Annotated in this window: 17 protein-coding genes; 10 read left to right on the top strand and 7 right to left on the bottom strand. The window is 67.5% G+C overall.

What is annotated here, in order from left to right; translation table 11 throughout:
- Positions 1–18: 18 nt before the first annotated feature.
- The 3 genes from PSR88_RS24580 to PSR88_RS24570 all read right to left on the bottom strand — a co-directional run bounded on the left by PSR88_RS24580 (position 19) and on the right by PSR88_RS24570 (position 2,785).
- Positions 19–723 (bottom strand): DUF2334 domain-containing protein, encoded by a 705-nt coding sequence (locus tag PSR88_RS24580; RefSeq protein ID WP_011597137.1) that lies wholly within the window; start codon positions 721–723, stop codon positions 19–21.
- A gap of 99 nt (positions 724–822) precedes the next feature.
- On the bottom strand, positions 823–1,317 hold the full coding sequence (locus tag PSR88_RS24575; protein WP_029539597.1) for a glutathione peroxidase: 495 nt from the start codon (positions 1,315–1,317) through the stop codon (positions 823–825).
- Positions 1,318–1,399: 82 nt separating this feature from the next.
- Positions 1,400–2,785 (bottom strand): C4-dicarboxylate transporter DctA, encoded by a 1,386-nt coding sequence (locus PSR88_RS24570; RefSeq protein WP_011597135.1) that lies wholly within the window; start codon positions 2,783–2,785, stop codon positions 1,400–1,402.
- A gap of 160 nt (positions 2,786–2,945) precedes the next feature.
- On the opposite strand from PSR88_RS24570, the gene PSR88_RS24565 reads away from it, so the two are divergent.
- From PSR88_RS24565 to PSR88_RS24550, 4 genes are all read left to right on the top strand, one after another.
- Complete coding sequence (locus PSR88_RS24565; protein ID WP_009477887.1) at positions 2,946–4,511, top strand: sensor histidine kinase; 1,566 nt, start codon at positions 2,946–2,948, stop codon at positions 4,509–4,511.
- Positions 4,508–5,197, top strand: coding sequence for a response regulator (locus PSR88_RS24560; RefSeq protein ID WP_011597133.1), 690 nt, complete (start codon positions 4,508–4,510; stop codon positions 5,195–5,197). Before PSR88_RS24565 ends, PSR88_RS24560 begins: the two co-directional genes overlap by 4 nt.
- 82 nt (positions 5,198–5,279) lie before the next feature.
- Positions 5,280–5,831, top strand: coding sequence for an LppP/LprE family lipoprotein (locus tag PSR88_RS24555; RefSeq protein ID WP_011597132.1), 552 nt, complete (start codon positions 5,280–5,282; stop codon positions 5,829–5,831).
- Positions 5,832–5,993: 162 nt separating this feature from the next.
- Complete coding sequence (locus PSR88_RS24550) at positions 5,994–6,173, top strand: hypothetical protein (protein WP_081437463.1); 180 nt, start codon at positions 5,994–5,996, stop codon at positions 6,171–6,173.
- Positions 6,174–6,276: 103 nt separating this feature from the next.
- Here PSR88_RS24550 and PSR88_RS24545 read toward each other — a convergent pair whose 3' ends face one another.
- Genes PSR88_RS24545 through PSR88_RS24530 form a run of 4 tightly spaced genes read right to left on the bottom strand, consistent with a single transcriptional unit; the run spans position 6,277 to position 10,279 of the window.
- Positions 6,277–8,406 (bottom strand): S9 family peptidase, encoded by a 2,130-nt coding sequence (locus tag PSR88_RS24545; RefSeq protein ID WP_011597131.1) that lies wholly within the window; start codon positions 8,404–8,406, stop codon positions 6,277–6,279.
- Between the two features lie 3 nt (positions 8,407–8,409).
- Entirely contained in the window at positions 8,410–9,294 is an 885-nt protein-coding gene (locus tag PSR88_RS24540) for a phosphoribosylaminoimidazolesuccinocarboxamide synthase (RefSeq protein ID WP_009477882.1), read from the bottom strand.
- A gap of 11 nt (positions 9,295–9,305) precedes the next feature.
- A complete protein-coding gene (locus tag PSR88_RS24535; protein ID WP_016883937.1) occupies positions 9,306–9,614 on the bottom strand; it encodes a hypothetical protein in 309 nt (102 codons plus the stop codon).
- 11 nt (positions 9,615–9,625) lie between these two features.
- Complete coding sequence (locus PSR88_RS24530; RefSeq protein WP_029539598.1) at positions 9,626–10,279, bottom strand: DJ-1/PfpI family protein; 654 nt, start codon at positions 10,277–10,279, stop codon at positions 9,626–9,628.
- A 207-nt stretch (positions 10,280–10,486) separates the two neighbouring features.
- Here PSR88_RS24530 and PSR88_RS24525 point away from each other — a divergent pair, with 207 nt between their 5' ends.
- The 6 genes from PSR88_RS24525 to PSR88_RS24500 all read left to right on the top strand — a co-directional run bounded on the left by PSR88_RS24525 (position 10,487) and on the right by PSR88_RS24500 (position 16,063).
- The gene (locus PSR88_RS24525) at positions 10,487–11,443 is read left to right on the top strand and encodes a GlxA family transcriptional regulator (RefSeq protein ID WP_011597128.1); all 957 of its coding nucleotides are present in this window, start codon (positions 10,487–10,489) and stop codon (positions 11,441–11,443) included.
- 97 nt (positions 11,444–11,540) lie between these two features.
- Positions 11,541–12,989, top strand: a complete 1,449-nt coding sequence (locus PSR88_RS24520; protein ID WP_011597127.1) for an MDR family MFS transporter — start codon at positions 11,541–11,543, stop codon at positions 12,987–12,989.
- 4 nt (positions 12,990–12,993) lie between these two features.
- The gene (locus PSR88_RS24515; RefSeq protein ID WP_016883939.1) at positions 12,994–14,034 is read left to right on the top strand and encodes an NAD(P)-dependent oxidoreductase; all 1,041 of its coding nucleotides are present in this window, start codon (positions 12,994–12,996) and stop codon (positions 14,032–14,034) included.
- 40 nt (positions 14,035–14,074) lie between these two features.
- Positions 14,075–14,818 (top strand): hypothetical protein, encoded by a 744-nt coding sequence (locus PSR88_RS24510; RefSeq protein ID WP_011597125.1) that lies wholly within the window; start codon positions 14,075–14,077, stop codon positions 14,816–14,818.
- Between the two features lie 110 nt (positions 14,819–14,928).
- Positions 14,929–15,414 (top strand): cupin domain-containing protein, encoded by a 486-nt coding sequence (locus tag PSR88_RS24505; RefSeq protein ID WP_237724159.1) that lies wholly within the window; start codon positions 14,929–14,931, stop codon positions 15,412–15,414.
- A 49-nt stretch (positions 15,415–15,463) separates the two neighbouring features.
- A complete protein-coding gene (locus PSR88_RS24500; RefSeq protein WP_011597123.1) occupies positions 15,464–16,063 on the top strand; it encodes a hypothetical protein in 600 nt (199 codons plus the stop codon).
- Positions 16,064–16,075: the final 12 nt, after the last annotated feature.

The raw sequence follows: 16,075 nt of genomic DNA, 5'->3' as shown, positions 1-16,075 counted from the left end.
TTGAGAAGTACTCACGGGTCAGGCGGCACCGATCTGCGGGATCCGCGGCTCCCAGCGGTACACCTGGGGCCGCGCGTGGTGGTAGAGCGCGAGGTCGACGGCGTCGAGCATCGCCTGCCGCGGTCCCGACGTGCCCAACTGCTTCGCGGTGACGGCGAGGCGCACCACGCCCCCACGCCTGGCGGTCCGTCCGGAGCCGAGGACGAGGGCCCGGCACCACCACGGTTCGGCGCGGAATCCCTCGCCGATCCCCAGCACCCGCGACCGCACCGACGTCTCGCGTTCGAGGTCGTGGATGGCGGTCATCGCGGCCAGCAGCCGGAACCCGGCCGACGGCAGTGCCGTGACGGCGCCCTGCGACGCCAGCCAGCGGGGCGGAGCGAACAGTCTGGTGCGCAGTCCGGTCTGTTCCATCACCCGGTCCGCCGCGAGCAGTCGCAGCCGCGCCTCGTGTTCGGGAAGCGAGGCGAACTCGGCCCGGCGACGTTTGGTCGCGGCCTGGTCGTATCCGTGGAGGACGACGGCGTCGCCGCGGGATCGGCGCGCGCGGACCCAGTCCTGCGTCGCAGGGTCGTTGACCAGTCGATACTTGTCTTTCAGGCGCGGGGCGACGAGCAGCGACAGCGGCACGCCGCGCGCATCCATCTCCTCGGCGAACGCGGCCGCGAAGTCGCGCGTCTCGTCCTTGATTCCTGACACCGACACGATCAGTTGTCCGGTCATGGTCCTCAGCGTGACAGGTGAACGTGAACAGCGAGCAAAGCTCGTGCGCCTTTCCGGTAGTGGGAGCTACCGAAAAGGCGCACGAGCGCGGAGCGCCTACTACTTGGGCAGGACCGCCTCGATGGCCTCGACGACCTCGGGGGCGTCGGGCTCGGTGCGGGGACGGAACCGCTTCACCACGGTGCCGTCGGGTGCGACGAGGAACTTCTCGAAGTTCCACTGGATGTCGCCCGCGGCGCCCTCGGCGTCGGTGGCCTTGGCCAGTTCCTCGTAGAGCGGGTGCCGGTTCTCGCCGTTCACCTCGATCTTCTCCAGCAGGGGGAACGTGACGCCGTAGGTGGTGGAGCAGAAGGTCTCGATCTCTTCGGCGGTGCCGGGCTCTTGACCCATGAACTGGTTGCACGGGACGCCGATCACGGTCAGTCCGCGGTCGGCGTAATCGGTGGCGAGCTTCTCGAGGCCCTTGTACTGCGGGGTCAGTCCACACTTCGAGGCGACGTTCACCACGAGGACGGCGCGACCGTCGTATTCGCCGAGTGAGGTCGGGGTGCCGCCGAGTGTGTTGATGCCGATGTTCTGAACAGGTGTCGTCATGCGCACCAACGTAGCCAACAAACCTCTGTGCGCCCAGGCTTCGAATCGCCCGGGCGCACAGAGGTTTACTTCGGAGTGGGTGTCAGCTCTTCACGAGGACCCGCGGCTCGTCGGCGGCAGGGGTCTCGGTGGCCTGCTCTTCGACGACCTCGCCGTGGCCGTCGTCGACCATCGTCGACTCGTCGAACGGGAGCTTGCCGTCGAGGACGGTGCGGACGCGCTCGTTGTCGATCGTGTTGGTCCAGGAACCGACGAGCAGGGTGGCGACGGCGTTGCCGGAGAAGTTCGTGACCGCGCGGGCCTCGGACATGAACCGGTCGATACCGACGATGAGGCCGACGCCGTCGAGCAGTTCGGGACGGTGGCTCTGCAGGCCGCCCGCGAGGGTGGCGAGCCCGGCGCCGCTGACTCCGGCAGCACCCTTGGACGCGATGATCATGAACACCAGCAGCGACAGCTGCTCGGGGAAGGACAGCGGCTGGCCCATCGCGTCGGCGATGAAGATCGACGCCATGGTCAGGTAGATGGCCGTGCCGTCGAGGTTGAACGAGTAGCCGGTGGGGACGACGACACCGACGGTGGTGCGCTCGACGCCGACGTGTTCCATCTTCGCGATCAGACGGGGCAGGGCCGACTCGGACGAGGACGTGGCGAAGATCAGCAGGTACTCGCGGGCCAGGTACTTGACCAGCTTGAAGATCGAGACGCCTGCGACGACGCGGAGCACGGATCCGAGGACACCGAACACGAAGATCAGGCAGGTGAGGTAGAAGCCGAGCATGAGCGTGGCGAGCTGGACGACGGCGCTGAGACCGGTCTGGCCGACGACGTTCGCGATGGCACCGAAGGCACCGATCGGTGCGAGCCACAGGATCATCGACAGGATCTTGAAGACGAGCTTCTGCACGGAGGCGACACCGCGCAGGATCGGCTCACCCTGTTTGCCGAGGGCCTGCAGTCCGAAGCCGACGAGCAGCGCGACGAACAGGGTCTGCAGCACGCTTCCCTCGGTCAGTGCCGACATCAGCGACGTGGGGATGATCGACTGGAGGAAGTCCATGGTGCCGCCGGCGCCGTGGGCCTTCTCGGCGAGCGCCGCTCCGGTGCCCGCGGTGTCGGCGCTGATGTTCAGGCCGGAGCCCGGGTTGAGCAGGTTGCCGACCACCAGGCCGATGCCGAGCGCGACCGTGGACATCCCGATGAAGTAGGTGAGGGCGAGTCCGCCGACCTTGCCGACCTTGGCTGCGGCCTTCACCGATCCGATGCCGAGCACGATCGTGCAGAAGATGACGGGGCTGATCATCATCTTGATGAGGTCGACGAACATCGTGCCGAGCACGCCGAGCGACTTGCCGACTCCCGGAGCCAGCCATCCGACGAGGACGCCCGCGACGACGGCGACGATGACCCCCATGTACAACCAGTGTGTCCGGTCGCGCTTCTTGGTCTTCCCTGTCGCAGTACTCATGGGATTGTCCTCCAATTCGAGTGGCAAGCTGATCGGTGAGGCCGGTTAGTGACCGCGATCACGTCTTGGAAGAATCTTCTAAGCGATCGCTTGGCTGGAGAAGTTTGTGTTCATTACGTTCAGGAGAAATGCATTGCCTCACCATCCGCCGAGACGTCCCATGAGCGTCGCGAGGCAGCTCTTCCTCCTGCAGCTCGTCGTGTTGGTGCTGGTCATCGGCGCCGGGACCGCGCTGGCCATCGTCGATCAGCGTCGCGACAGCGACGAGACCACCCGACGTGCCGTCACGGCCGTCGCGACCACGCTCGCGCTGTCGGACGGCACCGTCGAGGCATTGCGGTCCCCCGACCCGACGGCGGTTCTCCAGCCCCAGACCGAGCGGATCCGTGCCGCGACCGGCACCGATTTCATCGTCGTGATGACGCCCGCCGGCATCCGCTTCACCCACACCAATCCAGAGCTGATCGGCGGCGTGTTCTCCGGCAACATCGAGCGCGCGCTCCGCGGGGAGACGTTCACGGAGACGTATGCCGGCTCGCTGGGACCGTCGATCCGGGCCGTGGCCCCGGTGTACGACGGCGACCGGATCGCGGGTCTCGTGTCCGTCGGCGTCACACGCGAGAAGATCGGCGACCAGTTCGCCGCGAGCCTGCCGACCATCTTCGCGGTCGCCGCGATCGGTCTGGCGGTGTCGGCGGCCGGCTCGTTCCTGCTGAGCCGGCGCCTGCGCCGTCAGACACTGGGGATGGCGCCGGACGAGCTGCGGCAGATGTACGAACATCACGACGCCGTCCTGCACTCGATCGGCGAGGGCCTGCTGGTGCTCGGCCGCGACAGCGGCGACTCCGCGAAGGCCGAAGTGGTGAACGACGAAGCGCGCCGCCTCCTCGATCTCCCGGAAGGCCCGGTCCCGGTGGCTGCGCTGCCGGAGTCGTTGCGGCAGTCGCAGGGCGACGATTCCCGGGACGAGGTGCACGTGACCCCCGACCGCGTGCTGCTCGTCAGCCGGGAGCCCGTGACGTGGGAGGGGCAGCGTCTGGGGACGGTGCTGACACTGCGCGATCGCACCGAATTGCAAAGCATCATGGGTGAACTCGACTCCGTGCGCGGATTCGCGGAATCGCTGCGGTCGCAGGCCCACGAATCGGCGAACCGTCTGCACACGATCATCACGATGGTCGAACTGGGCCGCTACGACGACGCGATCGCGTTCGCCACCGAGGATCTGCGGTTGTCGCAGGAACTGATCGACCGCCTGATGACGGCGGTGCACGAACCCGCTCTGGCCGCACTGCTGCTCGGCAAGGTGGGTGTGGCCGCCGAACGGGGAGTCGACCTGACCGTCACCGAAGACACCGCCCTCGGACCCGTTGCGTCGCTCAGTGCGCGTGAACTCGTCACGCTGGTGGGTAATCTCGTGGACAATGCGATCGACGCCGCCCGCGGTGCGACGGAGTCCCCCGGAGAGGATGCGTGGGTGGAAGTGACCGTCCGTCAGGAGGATTCGATGATGGTGGTACGGGTGGCCGACAGCGGCCCCGGTATTCCCGCCGACGAACTCGACAAGGCGGTCACGCGCGGCTACTCCACCAAGTCGGGTCAGCGCGGGCTCGGGCTGGCGCTGGTGGCGCAGGTGGTGGCGCGGCACGGCGGGACGATCCACACGGAGCCGTCGCTCGGATCGATGATCGTCGTCGAGATCCCGATCGACGGGGCCGCCTCGTGATCCGTGTGATGATCGTCGAGGACGAACCACTCATCGCCGAGGCGCATCGGGCGTATGTGGAACGCATTCAGGGTTTTTCGGTCCACACCGTCGTGCACGACGGTAACAGCGCGATGCGCGCGGTCGCCGCCGCGAACGGCAGCGACGACCCCATCGACCTCGTCCTGCTCGACATCGGCCTGCCGGATGCCAGCGGACTCGACGTGGCGGCGGCACTGAGCGGCGTGCGACCGAGTCCCGACGTGATCGCGGTGACCTCGGCCCGCGACCTCGAGATGGTCCGCACCGCCGTGGCGCGCGGAATTGCGTTGTATCTCCTGAAACCGTTCACGTTCGCGGCGTTCCGCGACAAACTCGAGCGGTACCGGGAATTCCGCGACGCCCTGCCCGCCGGAAGCAACGCGCTGAGTCAGCACGACATCGATCGGGCGATGTCGGCGCTGCGCACCTCCGACGAGCGCGCGGCGTCCCCGAAAGGCGTTGCACCACAGACACTCGACCACATCTCCGCCTGCGTCCGCGACGCTGCGGGACCGCTGACGGCGGCCGAGGTGGCGGCCAGTATCGGGGTCTCCCGGGTCACGGCCTGGCGGTATCTCGAACGTCTGGCCGACGACGGCGTGCTCACCCGGCACACCGAGTACGGTCGGGCGGGGCGCCCACAGATTCGCTACGCGCTGCGCTGACCCCCGTAACGAACCGGCCACGCCGCGCGAGACAGTGAGGGAGGCGAAGTAATTCCTGTCGGGGACGATGCAGGGAGAACACATGAAGACTCGCGCGGCAGCATTTCTGACCGTCGTGGCTGCGACCGCGCTCACCGGGTGCACCGGAAGCGACGACGCGGCAGAATCCGCTGCCTCCCCGGTCCCACAGGCCGCTTCTGCCGCAGAAGTACGCAGCGGACGGTGCCTCGACCTCGATTCGGCACTGGTCACCGACGCGTTCGCGTCGCTCGGCAACGCACCGGGTGGCGATCCGTGGGTACCGGGAACCGCGTCCGATGCCGCCGGCGGGGACTGCCCCGCGCTGCTGTGGGCCACGGCGGAGACGCCCATGGGGACGGTGAGTTCGCCGACCCAGGTGCTCTTCTTCCACGACGGCGCGTATCTCGGCACCGCGACAGCCGAATCGTATGCCTACACGCGGGTGGTCGAGTCCACCGGCGACTCCGTATCGGTGCAGTACAGGTGGCTCGGCGAGCAGGACGCCAACTGCTGCCCGTCGGGCGGACCCGCGGTGATCACCTACTCCTGGGACGGGTCCCGGGTCGTGATGGAGCAGCCGCTGCCGCAGGAGATGCTCGACTCCTACTACTGACATCCGACTACCGCTGTGGCACAACGGCATTGACATGACGCGGACGGGACCACCGGAGAGGGTCGAGAAAAGCTCCGTCAGAGGTTGTGACCTGGATCACATCGGTGGACGATTGTAGAGGAGTCACCTCCGGCTCGTAGTAACTCAGCCAAGGACCTTCACATGTCTAGCAGAATTGCCACCACACTCGCCGCGATTGCAATGACCCTGTCACTCGGCGCCCTCGCCGCCCCCGCAGCTGTCGCCGCACCGGCTGCGCCCTCACCGACCCCGGCAGTCGGTTCGATCGCCGTCTGCCTCAACCTGCCACTGGGGTCGGCAAGCATCAGCTTCTGCATCTGAGCCATGCGAGGCGGAAAGCCCCCCGGACCCTCCGATTTCCGCCTCGCCAGCCGATGCTTTTCACACGCCGAGATATCGCATCCTCGGCGCGGGTGCCCCCTACCTACTCGCCGATCGTGTCGAGCACCCAGGCGAATTCGAACGCTACTTCCTTCCACTTCTCGTAGCGTCCGCTGACACCGCCGTGCCCGGCGCTCATCTCCGTCTTGAGGAGGAGCGGCGAGTCGCCGGTCTTGGTGGCGCGCAGTTTGGCGACCCACTTCGCCGGTTCGACGTAGAGCACCCGGGTGTCGTTGATGCTGGTGATCGCGAGGATCGCCGGGTAGTCCTTGGCCTCGACGTTCTCGTACGGACTGTACGAGCGCATGTATTCGTAGACCTCGGGGTTCTCGAGCGGGTTGCCCCACTCGTCCCATTCGATGACGGTCAGCGGCAGTGAGGGGTCGAGGATCGACGTCAGCGGGTCCACGAAGGGAACGTTGGCGAGGATTCCGGCGAACAGTTCGGGGGCCAGGTTGGCCACCGCACCCATCAGCAGGCCGCCTGCGCTGCCGCCGTCGGCGACCATCTGCCGCGGCGTGGTACGCCCGGTGTCGATCAAATGCTGTGCGCTCGAGACGAAGTCTGTGAAGGTATTCTTCTTCGTGAGCGTCTTGCCGGTCTCGTACCAGTGCCTGCCCATCTCGCCGCCGCCGCGCACGTGCGCGACCACGAACACCACTCCACGGTCGAGCAGGGACAGCCGCGCGACGGAGAACGCGGGATCCATGCTGGCCTCGTACGATCCGTACCCGTAGAGGAGCGTGGGGGCGGGGTCGTCGACGCCGTTCGTCTTCCGCCGGACGATCGACAGCGGGATGCGCGTCCCGTCCTCGGCGACGGCCCAGTCGCGTTGCTGCTCGTAGTTTCCGGCGTCGAATTCGCCGAGCACGGGTTGCGACTTGCGCAGGGCGAGTTCACCCGTCGACAGCACGTAGTCGTACACCTGGCCGGGCGTGATGAACGACGTGAACGCCATCCGCAGTGTCGGCTGCCGCCATTCCGGGTTGGCCCCGAGCCCGACGCTGAAGAGTTCCTCGTCGAATTCGATCTCCGTGAACTCGCCGTAGCCGTCCTCACCGAGCGGCCAGATGGCCAGCCGGGTCAACGCCTCCCGGCGGTAACCGAGCACGAGGTGGTCGGCGAACGCGTCGACCTCCTCCAACCGCACGTCGGAGCGGTGCGAAATGAGAATGGTCTGCGACGTCGGATCGGATACCGGCGCCTCGGCGAGCACGAAGTTCTCGGCCTTCTCACCGTCGACGACGTCGTTGTGCATGATCAGGAAGCGGTCTTCCCCCGCGACGACCGCGTGCTCCACGCCGTATTCGACGCCCTCGCGTCGCGGCAGCACCACCCGGAACTCGCCCTCGGGATTCTCCGATTCGAGCACCCAGCCTTCGCTGGTGATCTTCGACCCCACCCAGATCATGAGGTACTTCTCGCTCCGCGTGGACCCGACCGACACCCAGAACCGCTCGTCCGGCTCATGGAACACAGTGACGTCCTGCGCACGGTCGGTGCCGAGCTTGTGCCGCCACACGGTGTCGGGGCGCCAGGACTCGTCGACGGTGAGATAGAAGACGTGACTGTGGTCGATGGCCCAGGTAGCACCCGGCGCGGTCTCGGGGATTTCGTCGGGCAGCAGTTCGCCGGTCACGAGGTTCTTGAAACGCAGCGTGTAGCGCTCGTCGCCGACCACGTCGACCGAGTACGCGAGGAGCGTGCCGTCGTGGCTGAGGGAGAAAGCGCCGATCGAGAAGAAGTCGTGCCCCTCGGCCTCGGCGTTGCCGTCGAGCAGCACCTGCTCACCGGGCAGTTCGACACCCGGAGCCAGTTCCGGCGGGGTCCAGTCGTCGGGGCCGGCGATCGGTGCCCGGCACTGGACGCCGTACTGCTTGCCCTCGATGGTGCGGGCGTAGTACCACCAGTCGCCCATCCGGGTGGGAACCGACATGTCGGTCTCCTGCGTGCGCGACTTGATCTCCTGGAAGATCTGGTCCCGCAGCGGCGCGAGATGCGCGGTCTGCTGCTCGGTGTACGCGTTCTCGGCCTCGAGATACGCGACGACTTCGGCGTCTTCCTTGTCGCGCAGCCACTCGTACTCGTCGACGAACGTGTGACCGTGGTGGACGCGTTCGGTAGGCACCTTCTTCGCGACCGGCGGGGTCAGTTTCGCGCCTTCGGAGGTCATGTCTCAGCCCACCCAGTCCGCGAACGACAGACCCGAGATCCGCTCGTACGCTTCGATGTACCGCTCGCGGGTCGCCTCCACGATCTCGGCGGGCAGCGGCGGCGGCGGAGTGTCGGACGCGCGGTCCCAGCCGGATTCGGGTCCGGTGAGCCAGTTGCGGACGAACTGCTTGTCGAAGCTCGGCTGCACCTTCCCGGCCTCGTACCCGTCGGCCGGCCAGTACCGGGACGAGTCGGGGGTGAGGACCTCGTCGGCGAGAACCAGGTTGCCCTGCGGGTCCAGTCCGAACTCGAGCTTGGTGTCCGCGAGGATGATGCCCCGGTCCGCGGCGAAGTTGGACGCCCGGCCGTAGATGTCGAGGGTGTCGTCGCGCAGCTTCACGGCCAGGTCCTGACCCACCTTCTCGACCACGGCCTCGAAACTGATGTTCTCGTCGTGCTCGCCCAGTTCGGCCTTGCTGGCGGGCGTGAAGATCGGGTCGGGAAGCTGGCTCGCCTCCACCAACCCCTCGGGCAGTGCGACGCCGCACACCGCGCCGGTCTCGTTGTAGTCGAGCAGCCCCGACCCCGTGAGGTAGCCGCGGGCCACGCACTCGACGGGGACCATGTCCAGCTTCCGGACCACCAGCGCGCGGCCGAGGACCTCTTCGGGGATCCGGCTGTCGTCGGGTTCACCGGCCAGATGGTTGTTGCCACCGAGGACGCCGAAGAAGAAGACGCTCATCGCGGTGAGCACCCGCCCCTTGTCCGGGATCGGGGTGCTGAGGACGTGGTCGTAGGCGGAGATCCGGTCGCTCGCGACCAACAGGAGGTGCTCGTCGTCGATCGTGTAGAGGTCGCGGACCTTGCCACCGGCCAGATGGGCGTATGAATCGAGTGAGGGGCGCACGGTGACCCAGCCTATCGGTCGGGCACCGACCGGCGGCCGCTGACCTTCGAGCTGGGCAGACGTCCCGCCGTCGACTTCCCCGTCATCTCGTCGCCCTCGACGAGGACATCGAACTGCAAGTGGAGGCGCAGCGGCTTGGTGATGGACTGAGACCAGGTGAGCCGGTTCCCGTCGAGCGTCGGGTCGGTGAGCGGCACTTCCTCGGCGGCTCCGCGAGCGATGCCGCGAAGTTCCCCGTCCTGCGTGACGAAGGTGAGTTCGACTCGTTGCTTCCCGATGGGCGTGGCGATCACGACGTTCCAGGTGCCGTCGACAGACATGGCTCTGCTCCTCAGATGGTGGTGGGTTCGAGCCCACGGGCACGCCAGACGGTGCCGCGGCGCTCGTAGGCGAACAATGTCTCGACCGCGTGCGCGATGCGCGGTCCCAGTTCCCGTTCGAGTAAATACAGTCCGAGGTCCAGACCTGAGGTGACGCCGGCCGCGGTGACGAGGTCACCGTCGTCGACGACGCGGGCGTCCACGGCGACCACCCCGGTGGCGTCGAGCAGATCCATCCCCAGGTGATGGGTGACGGCGTGGCGGCCTTCGACGAGTCCGGCCATCGCGAGCACGAGCGACCCGCCGCAGACGGTGGCGACGATCAGGTCCGGGTCGGCACAGGCCTCCCGCAGTACGTCGGGGAGCCGCGTCTCCAGGGTCCGTCCGAGAATTCTCGGGATGGTGCCTTCGCCCTCGGCGCGCTCTTCCACGCGCCCCGACGCACCCGGCACGACGATCACATCGGCCCGGCCCACGTCGAGCGTCGCGGCGGCCCGCAGACTCAGCGGCGCCGTTCCACTCGGGACCTCACGCACGCCCTCGGCGGAGGCCAGTTCGACGGTCAGCGCGCCGTCGGCGTACAGACCGCCCGCGTGCAGTACCTCGAAGGGAGCGATGACGTCGAGCGGATCGAATCCGTCGAACAGCGCGATCTGGACATGCATCCGTGGTGCCTTTCCCTGTGTGCCGCGTGCCGAGTACACGGGCCGCCAGTGACGCCAGCCAGCCGATCGATACCTGAGAACTGGCATTTTCGCCACATATCAACGGATTGACGCCACGCCATCCCCGCAGATCTCTTCCTTTCACATCGTCGTTTACCGCCGTTATGCGCCCTTGGCGGAAATCGATCGACTGCGTAGGTTGTAGCCATGCACACCGTGGCAGTACTGGCACTCGACGGTGTCATCGCGTTCGATCTCGCCACCCCGATCGAGGTCTTCGGCCGCACCAGGCTGCCGGACGGACGCGCGGCCTACCGGGTGAAGGTGTGCGCCCCCGGCGGTGACGTGGATGCCGGCGCATTCACACTCCGCGCGCCGTGGGATCTGAGCATTCTGGACGCGGCCGACACGATCATCCTGCCGGGTCTGGCCGACCCCACCGCTCCGCTTGCACCCGAAGTTCTCGAGGCGCTGCGCCGGGCAGCCGACAGTGGCACCCGCATCGCGTCGATCTGCGTGGGAGCGTTCACTCTGGCCGCCACCGGACTACTCGACGGCAGACGGGCGACGACGCACTGGGCGGCCGCCGAACTCCTCGCCGCGCGTCACCCGCTGGTCGACGTGGATCCGGCCGTGCTCTACGTCGACAACGGCCAGTTCCTGACCTCGGCCGGTGCCGCGGCAGGCCTCGATCTGTGTCTGCACATGATCCGTTCGGATCACGGGTCGGCGGTCGCCGCCGACGCTGCACGGTTGTCGGTCATGCCGTTGGAACGCGAAGGCGGACAGGCGCAGTTCATCGTTCACGAACGACCACCGTCCGCGGAGCTGACGAGCCTCGAACCGCTGCTCCGGTGGATGCACGAGAACAGCCGCGAAGACCTGACGCTCGACGACCTCGCCCGGCGAGCCGGGACGAGCCCCCGCACCCTCAATCGGAGATTCCGCGAGCAGACCGGCACCACACCGTTGCAGTGGCTTCACCGCGTCCGGATTCATCAGGCGCAGTACCTCCTGGAGACCACCACTCACTCCGTCGACCGCATCGCCGCGCAGGTGGGCTTCGGGTCGCCGACCGCGTTCCGCGACCGGTTCAAGCGCGTCGTGGGCACCAGCCCCCACTCGTACCGCGCGGCGTTCCGCGGATCCTCGGCGACCGCGTGACGGCGTCACGGGGCACAGCCGCGGAACACTTCGTCTCCCGTTGTCGTTACCGTTGGTCAGGAACTCTTGTGAGCGCGGTAACCGGAGAAGGTGGGTAATGGCGACGGACACGACCCCGGTCGACGTCGGGTTCCGTTCGGAACGCGGACCGATTCTCGTGTCACTGATGCTCACGACGTCACTGGTCGCGCTCGATGCGACCATCATCTCCACCGCCGTCTTCACCATCGTCGGGGACCTCGGCGGCTTCTCGCAGTTCCCGTGGCTGTTCTCGATCTACCTGCTCACCCAGGCCGTGTCGGTGCCGATCTACGGCAAGCTGGCCGACATCTTCGGCCGCAGGCCGGTGATGCTCCTGGGCATCGCCCTGTTCGGCGTCGGCTCGGTGCTGTGCGGGATCGCGTGGAGCATGCCCGCGCTGATCGCGTTCCGTGCTGTGCAGGGTCTCGGCGCCGGCGCCGTCCAGCCGATGAGCATGACCATCGCCGGAGACATCTACACCCTCGCCGAACGCGCCAAGGCCCAGGGTTATCTGGCCAGCGTGTGGGGCATGTCGGCGGTGGTCGGCCCGACCCTCGGCGGGGTGTTCTCCGAGTATCTGTCGTGGCGGTGGATCTTCTTCGTCAACATTCCTCTCTGCCTGCTCGCGGCCGTGATGCTGATCCGCAACTTCGACGAGAAGCAGGTACGCACACAGCGGTCCATCGACTACGCCGGCGCCGGAGTCCTGGCAGTCGGGGCGACGCTGCTCATCCTCGGACTCCTCGAGGGCGGGCAGGCCTGGGCGTGGAGTTCACCGATCAGTCTCGGCATCTTCGCGGCAGGATTCGTGTTCCTGATCGTCTTCGTCCTCGTGGAACGCCGCGCCGCCGAACCGGTACTGCCGCTGTGGGTGTTCACCCGGCGGGTTCTCGCGGCGAGCAGCCTCGTGTCACTGCTGGTCGGGGCGATCGTCCTGGGCCTCACCACCTACGTGCCGACCTTCACCCAGGGCGTCCTCGGGACGGGCGCGCTGGTCGCCGGGTTCGCGCTGGCCACCCTGACCATCGGCTGGCCGATCGCCGCGTCACAGTCCGGGCGCGTGTACCTGCGTTTCGGCTTCCGTGTCACGGCCACCGCGGGGAGTCTGCTGGTCGTGGCGGGCACCGCTCTCACGTTGAGCCTGTCCGTCGAATCGGCGGTGTGGCAGGTGGCGATCTGCTGCTTCGTCATCGGCGGGGGCATGGGCCTCGTCGCGAGCCCGACCCTCATCGCGGCGCAGTCGAGCGTCGACTGGTCGGAGCGCGGCGTCGTCACGTCGACCAACATGTTCGCCCGGTCCATCGGCAGCGCCGTGGGGGTCGCCCTGTTCGGCGCCCTCGTCAACGCGCGACTGGGTGGCGCCGACAACCCCGCCCCCGGCGACCTGGCCGGCGCCCTGCATCTGGTGTTCGTGGCCGCCCTCGGCGCGGCCGTCGTACTCGTCGTCGCCGCGGCCGCGATGCCGAAGTCCGCCTCCGCACCGGAGATCGAGTCGGGCGCACCGACGCCCGACCGCCGGCGCTGAAGGAGTGACCGTGCCCGACCCGCACCTCGACGTGCTGATCGCGTCGTATCTCGAGCAGGACCTGGTCGACAGGATCGCAGCCTGCGACCCTCGGATCCGGGTGTCGTACGCACCCGAACTGCTCCCCCGGCCTCGATGGCACAGCGACCACGTGGGGGTGCCGCGTGAGCTGACGGCCGGCGAGCACGACCGATGGACGTCGATGTTGCGGACCGCCGACGTCATGTTCGATTTCGACTGGCGCCACCCCGAACACACACTGGAACAGTCGCCGAATCTGACATGGATCCAGGCGACGTCCGCAGGCGCCGGGCAACTGATCGAGAAATTCGGGCTGTCGGGTGCGCCGCTCACGGTGACGACCGCCGCGGGAGTCCACGCCGATCCGCTGGCCGAGTTCGCGCTCGCCGGCATTCTGCATTTCACGCGCGGACTCCCCCGGCTGATCGCCGACCGGCAGACCCGGACCTGGCGCAAGCAGGAAACGACCGAGCTCGCCGGACGCCACGCGCTCGTCGTGGGCGCAGGCAAGATCGGCTCGCGCACAGCGGAACTCCTCCGGTGCTTCTCCGTCACCGCCGACGGGGTCGCCCGCAACCCACGACCTGCCAGCGCCCCCTTCGACAGCATGACCACCACCGACCGGATCGCCGAGCACCTGCCCACCGCGGACATTCTCGTGATCTCCTGCGCCCTCACCGACGACACTCGCGGACTGATCGGACGCCGCGAACTCGCCGCGCTCCCCGACGGCGCGCTGGTCGTCAATCTCGGCCGGGGACCGATCATCGACGAAGATGCTCTCGCAGAAGCACTGTCGACGGGCAGGCTGGGCGGGGCGGTCCTGGACGTCACCTCCACCGAACCGCTCCGCGAGGACTCGCCGTTGTGGACGGCCGACAATGTCATTCTCAGCCCGCACAGTGCCGCCAATGTGCCGTCCGAGAACGGAAAGATCGTGGATTTGTTCGTCGAGAATCTCGGACGCTACCTGTCGGGTGACGCGGCGCTGCTCAACGAGTTCGACTTCGACGCGGGATACTGACTGCGCCGAACGACCGCCCCCGCTACCGTGGGTACCCACCATGACCGACCGTGACCTCGTCGACCGGATCGACCGGCTCGTTCACGACCAACTCGCGAACCACGACAACCGATCCGGGCACGACTCGACCGTGAACCAGGACCTGTGCCCGCACTGCGGACGCGAATGGCACGGGCTCCCGATCACCGAACGCATGCAGCAGATGCGGCACGCCCGGGCACTCGACCCGGCATACAGCTACGCCCGCGATCACAGCATTGTGCTGTGCGCGGGCTCGGCGTTCATCGGGCCGATGCCCGAAGAAGTGCTGATGCCCGGTGGATTCGACGTGCATGCCGCCTGGCGGGACATGGTTGCGGCGGCACGGCAGGCGACCGATCCGCTCGAGCAACCGGACCCGTTCGACGCGTATCGCACCGCCGGTCCGCCCGGAGGCGAACCACCTGCCGTGGGCCTGGCCGGCGGATGCGACCGCGCGTCGTGGCACTGCCCGCAGTGCGGCGACCGAGCGCACTTCCTCGACACCGGCCGCGAACCCAACGCCTTCGCGGTCGCGCTGCGCGCCTACGCCGCGCACATCGCCGCGGCGCACGACCCGTCCGCGGACGACGAGGACGCCGCGTCCACCTTCTCGACCCGCTGGGCACTTCCCACTCGCGGCGTGCTCTGGGACAGCCGGCACACCGTGATCGGACGATTCGGCCCCGGCGGCAGCACCTTCGAACCCGGTGCCACCGCCCGCGACCTCCGCGGCTTCGGCGGTCCACCGCACGCGCGGGACTGAGTGCCCCGGCGCGTCGGATACTGCGGGGAGAAAGAACCACTCGATGGCCGTTGCGTCGGCGTATCGTCGCGGGAAGAACCCCTTACTCGGCCGTGGGAGGTGTGCGGGCAGTGCCAATTCGCCGGATTCTGGGCCCGGAAGAAGGCGAGCTCTATCAGCCCGCCGGTGCCTGTGGCGACCGCTTCCTGGTGAACAGTCGAGAATGGGGTGGCGGGTTTTCCATGGTGGAGCATCGTCTGCCTGCCAAGGTTCTTGCGGCTCCACTTCACAAGCACACCCGCGAGGATGAGTTCAGCTTCATCCTGGAGGGCACGGTCGGCGCCAAATTCGGGGACCACGAGGTCATAGCCGGTCCGGGGAATCTCATCTTCAAACCCCGCGGGGAATGGCACACGTTCTGGAATGCCGGAGAGACACCGGCACGGTTGCTGGAAATCATCTCTCCCGGAGGTTTGGAAGAGCTGTTCCGATGCCTCGACCGACTGACCGAGGACCTGAGCCCCGCGGAATTGGAGGAAATCATCGCACCCTACGGATGCTCGGCGGACATGGAAGCGACCATGGCGCTCGTCGAAACGCACGGGCTGATCTTCTAGTGCGCACCGTTGCCGGAGGGTTCTTCGGGGCGACGGCGAACCGGGGCAGATGACGGACGGCCGCGACGCACAGTCGACGCAACGCAGTGCACGCCGCCGGACGGACACGCCGCGGTGGTGGCGGTTGGCGACCGGGATCGTCCTCACCGCCCTCGTCGCGTTCGCCTGCGCTGCGACGCTGGTGATCACGATTCCGCTCGACCCGGTCTTCCCGTACGTCGTGCTCGCTGGTTTCGCCCTGCTGATTCTGGGTGCCGTGTGGCTGATCCTCGCCGGCGTTCAGCTCTGGCGGTTCCGGTGGGATCGACGCATCTGCCTGGCACCGGCCATCGTGGCGCTGACGGCGACCCTCGTATTCTTCGGTGTGCCGTCCGACCTCGGGTGGCGGCTGTCGGTAGGCGAACTGACCGCGTACGCGCAGACGTGCACACCGTCGTCCGACGACCAGCGGATAGGACTGTACGACACCTGGCGCGTCGAGCCGCTGGACACCGGCTGCCACTTCTTCCTCGAAGGCGGCCTGGTCAACCTTGTCGGAGTCGCTCGTCTGCCGGACGGGACCGACAAGATCGGGCGACCCCAGCGTGACGGTGAGATCGGATATCAGCACATCGAATCCGACTGGTACCGCTTCATGCAGATCTTCTGAGCCGCGCCGACT

This window comes from Rhodococcus sp. DK176 (assembly GCF_038447315.2).
Classification (GTDB): Bacteria; Actinomycetota; Actinomycetes; order Mycobacteriales; family Mycobacteriaceae; genus Rhodococcus_F; species Rhodococcus_F jostii_A.
The sequence above is the reverse complement of the archived record's forward strand: the minus strand, read 5'-3'. Positions and strand labels throughout refer to the sequence as shown.

Bases quoted from the DNA above. Each gene is read 5' to 3' on its own strand.
- PSR88_RS24575 (WP_029539597.1), bottom strand. From the start codon at position 1,317: ATGACGACACCTGTTCAGAACATCGGCATCAACACACTCGGCGGCACC.
- PSR88_RS24500 (WP_011597123.1), top strand. From the start codon at position 15,464: ATGACGGACGGCCGCGACGCACAGTCGACGCAACGCAGTGCACGCCGC.
- PSR88_RS24570 (WP_011597135.1), bottom strand. From the start codon at position 2,785: ATGAGTACTGCGACAGGGAAGACCAAGAAGCGCGACCGGACACACTGG.
- PSR88_RS24520 (WP_011597127.1), top strand. From the start codon at position 11,541: ATGGCGACGGACACGACCCCGGTCGACGTCGGGTTCCGTTCGGAACGC.
- PSR88_RS24530 (WP_029539598.1), bottom strand. From the start codon at position 10,279: ATGCATGTCCAGATCGCGCTGTTCGACGGATTCGATCCGCTCGACGTC.
- PSR88_RS24550 (WP_081437463.1), top strand. From the start codon at position 5,994: ATGTCTAGCAGAATTGCCACCACACTCGCCGCGATTGCAATGACCCTG.
- PSR88_RS24535 (WP_016883937.1), bottom strand. From the start codon at position 9,614: ATGTCTGTCGACGGCACCTGGAACGTCGTGATCGCCACGCCCATCGGG.
- PSR88_RS24565 (WP_009477887.1), top strand. From the start codon at position 2,946: ATGAGCGTCGCGAGGCAGCTCTTCCTCCTGCAGCTCGTCGTGTTGGTG.
- PSR88_RS24545 (WP_011597131.1), bottom strand. From the start codon at position 8,406: ATGACCTCCGAAGGCGCGAAACTGACCCCGCCGGTCGCGAAGAAGGTG.
- PSR88_RS24525 (WP_011597128.1), top strand. From the start codon at position 10,487: ATGCACACCGTGGCAGTACTGGCACTCGACGGTGTCATCGCGTTCGAT.
- PSR88_RS24510 (WP_011597125.1), top strand. From the start codon at position 14,075: ATGACCGACCGTGACCTCGTCGACCGGATCGACCGGCTCGTTCACGAC.
- PSR88_RS24555 (WP_011597132.1), top strand. From the start codon at position 5,280: ATGAAGACTCGCGCGGCAGCATTTCTGACCGTCGTGGCTGCGACCGCG.
- PSR88_RS24580 (WP_011597137.1), bottom strand. From the start codon at position 723: ATGACCGGACAACTGATCGTGTCGGTGTCAGGAATCAAGGACGAGACG.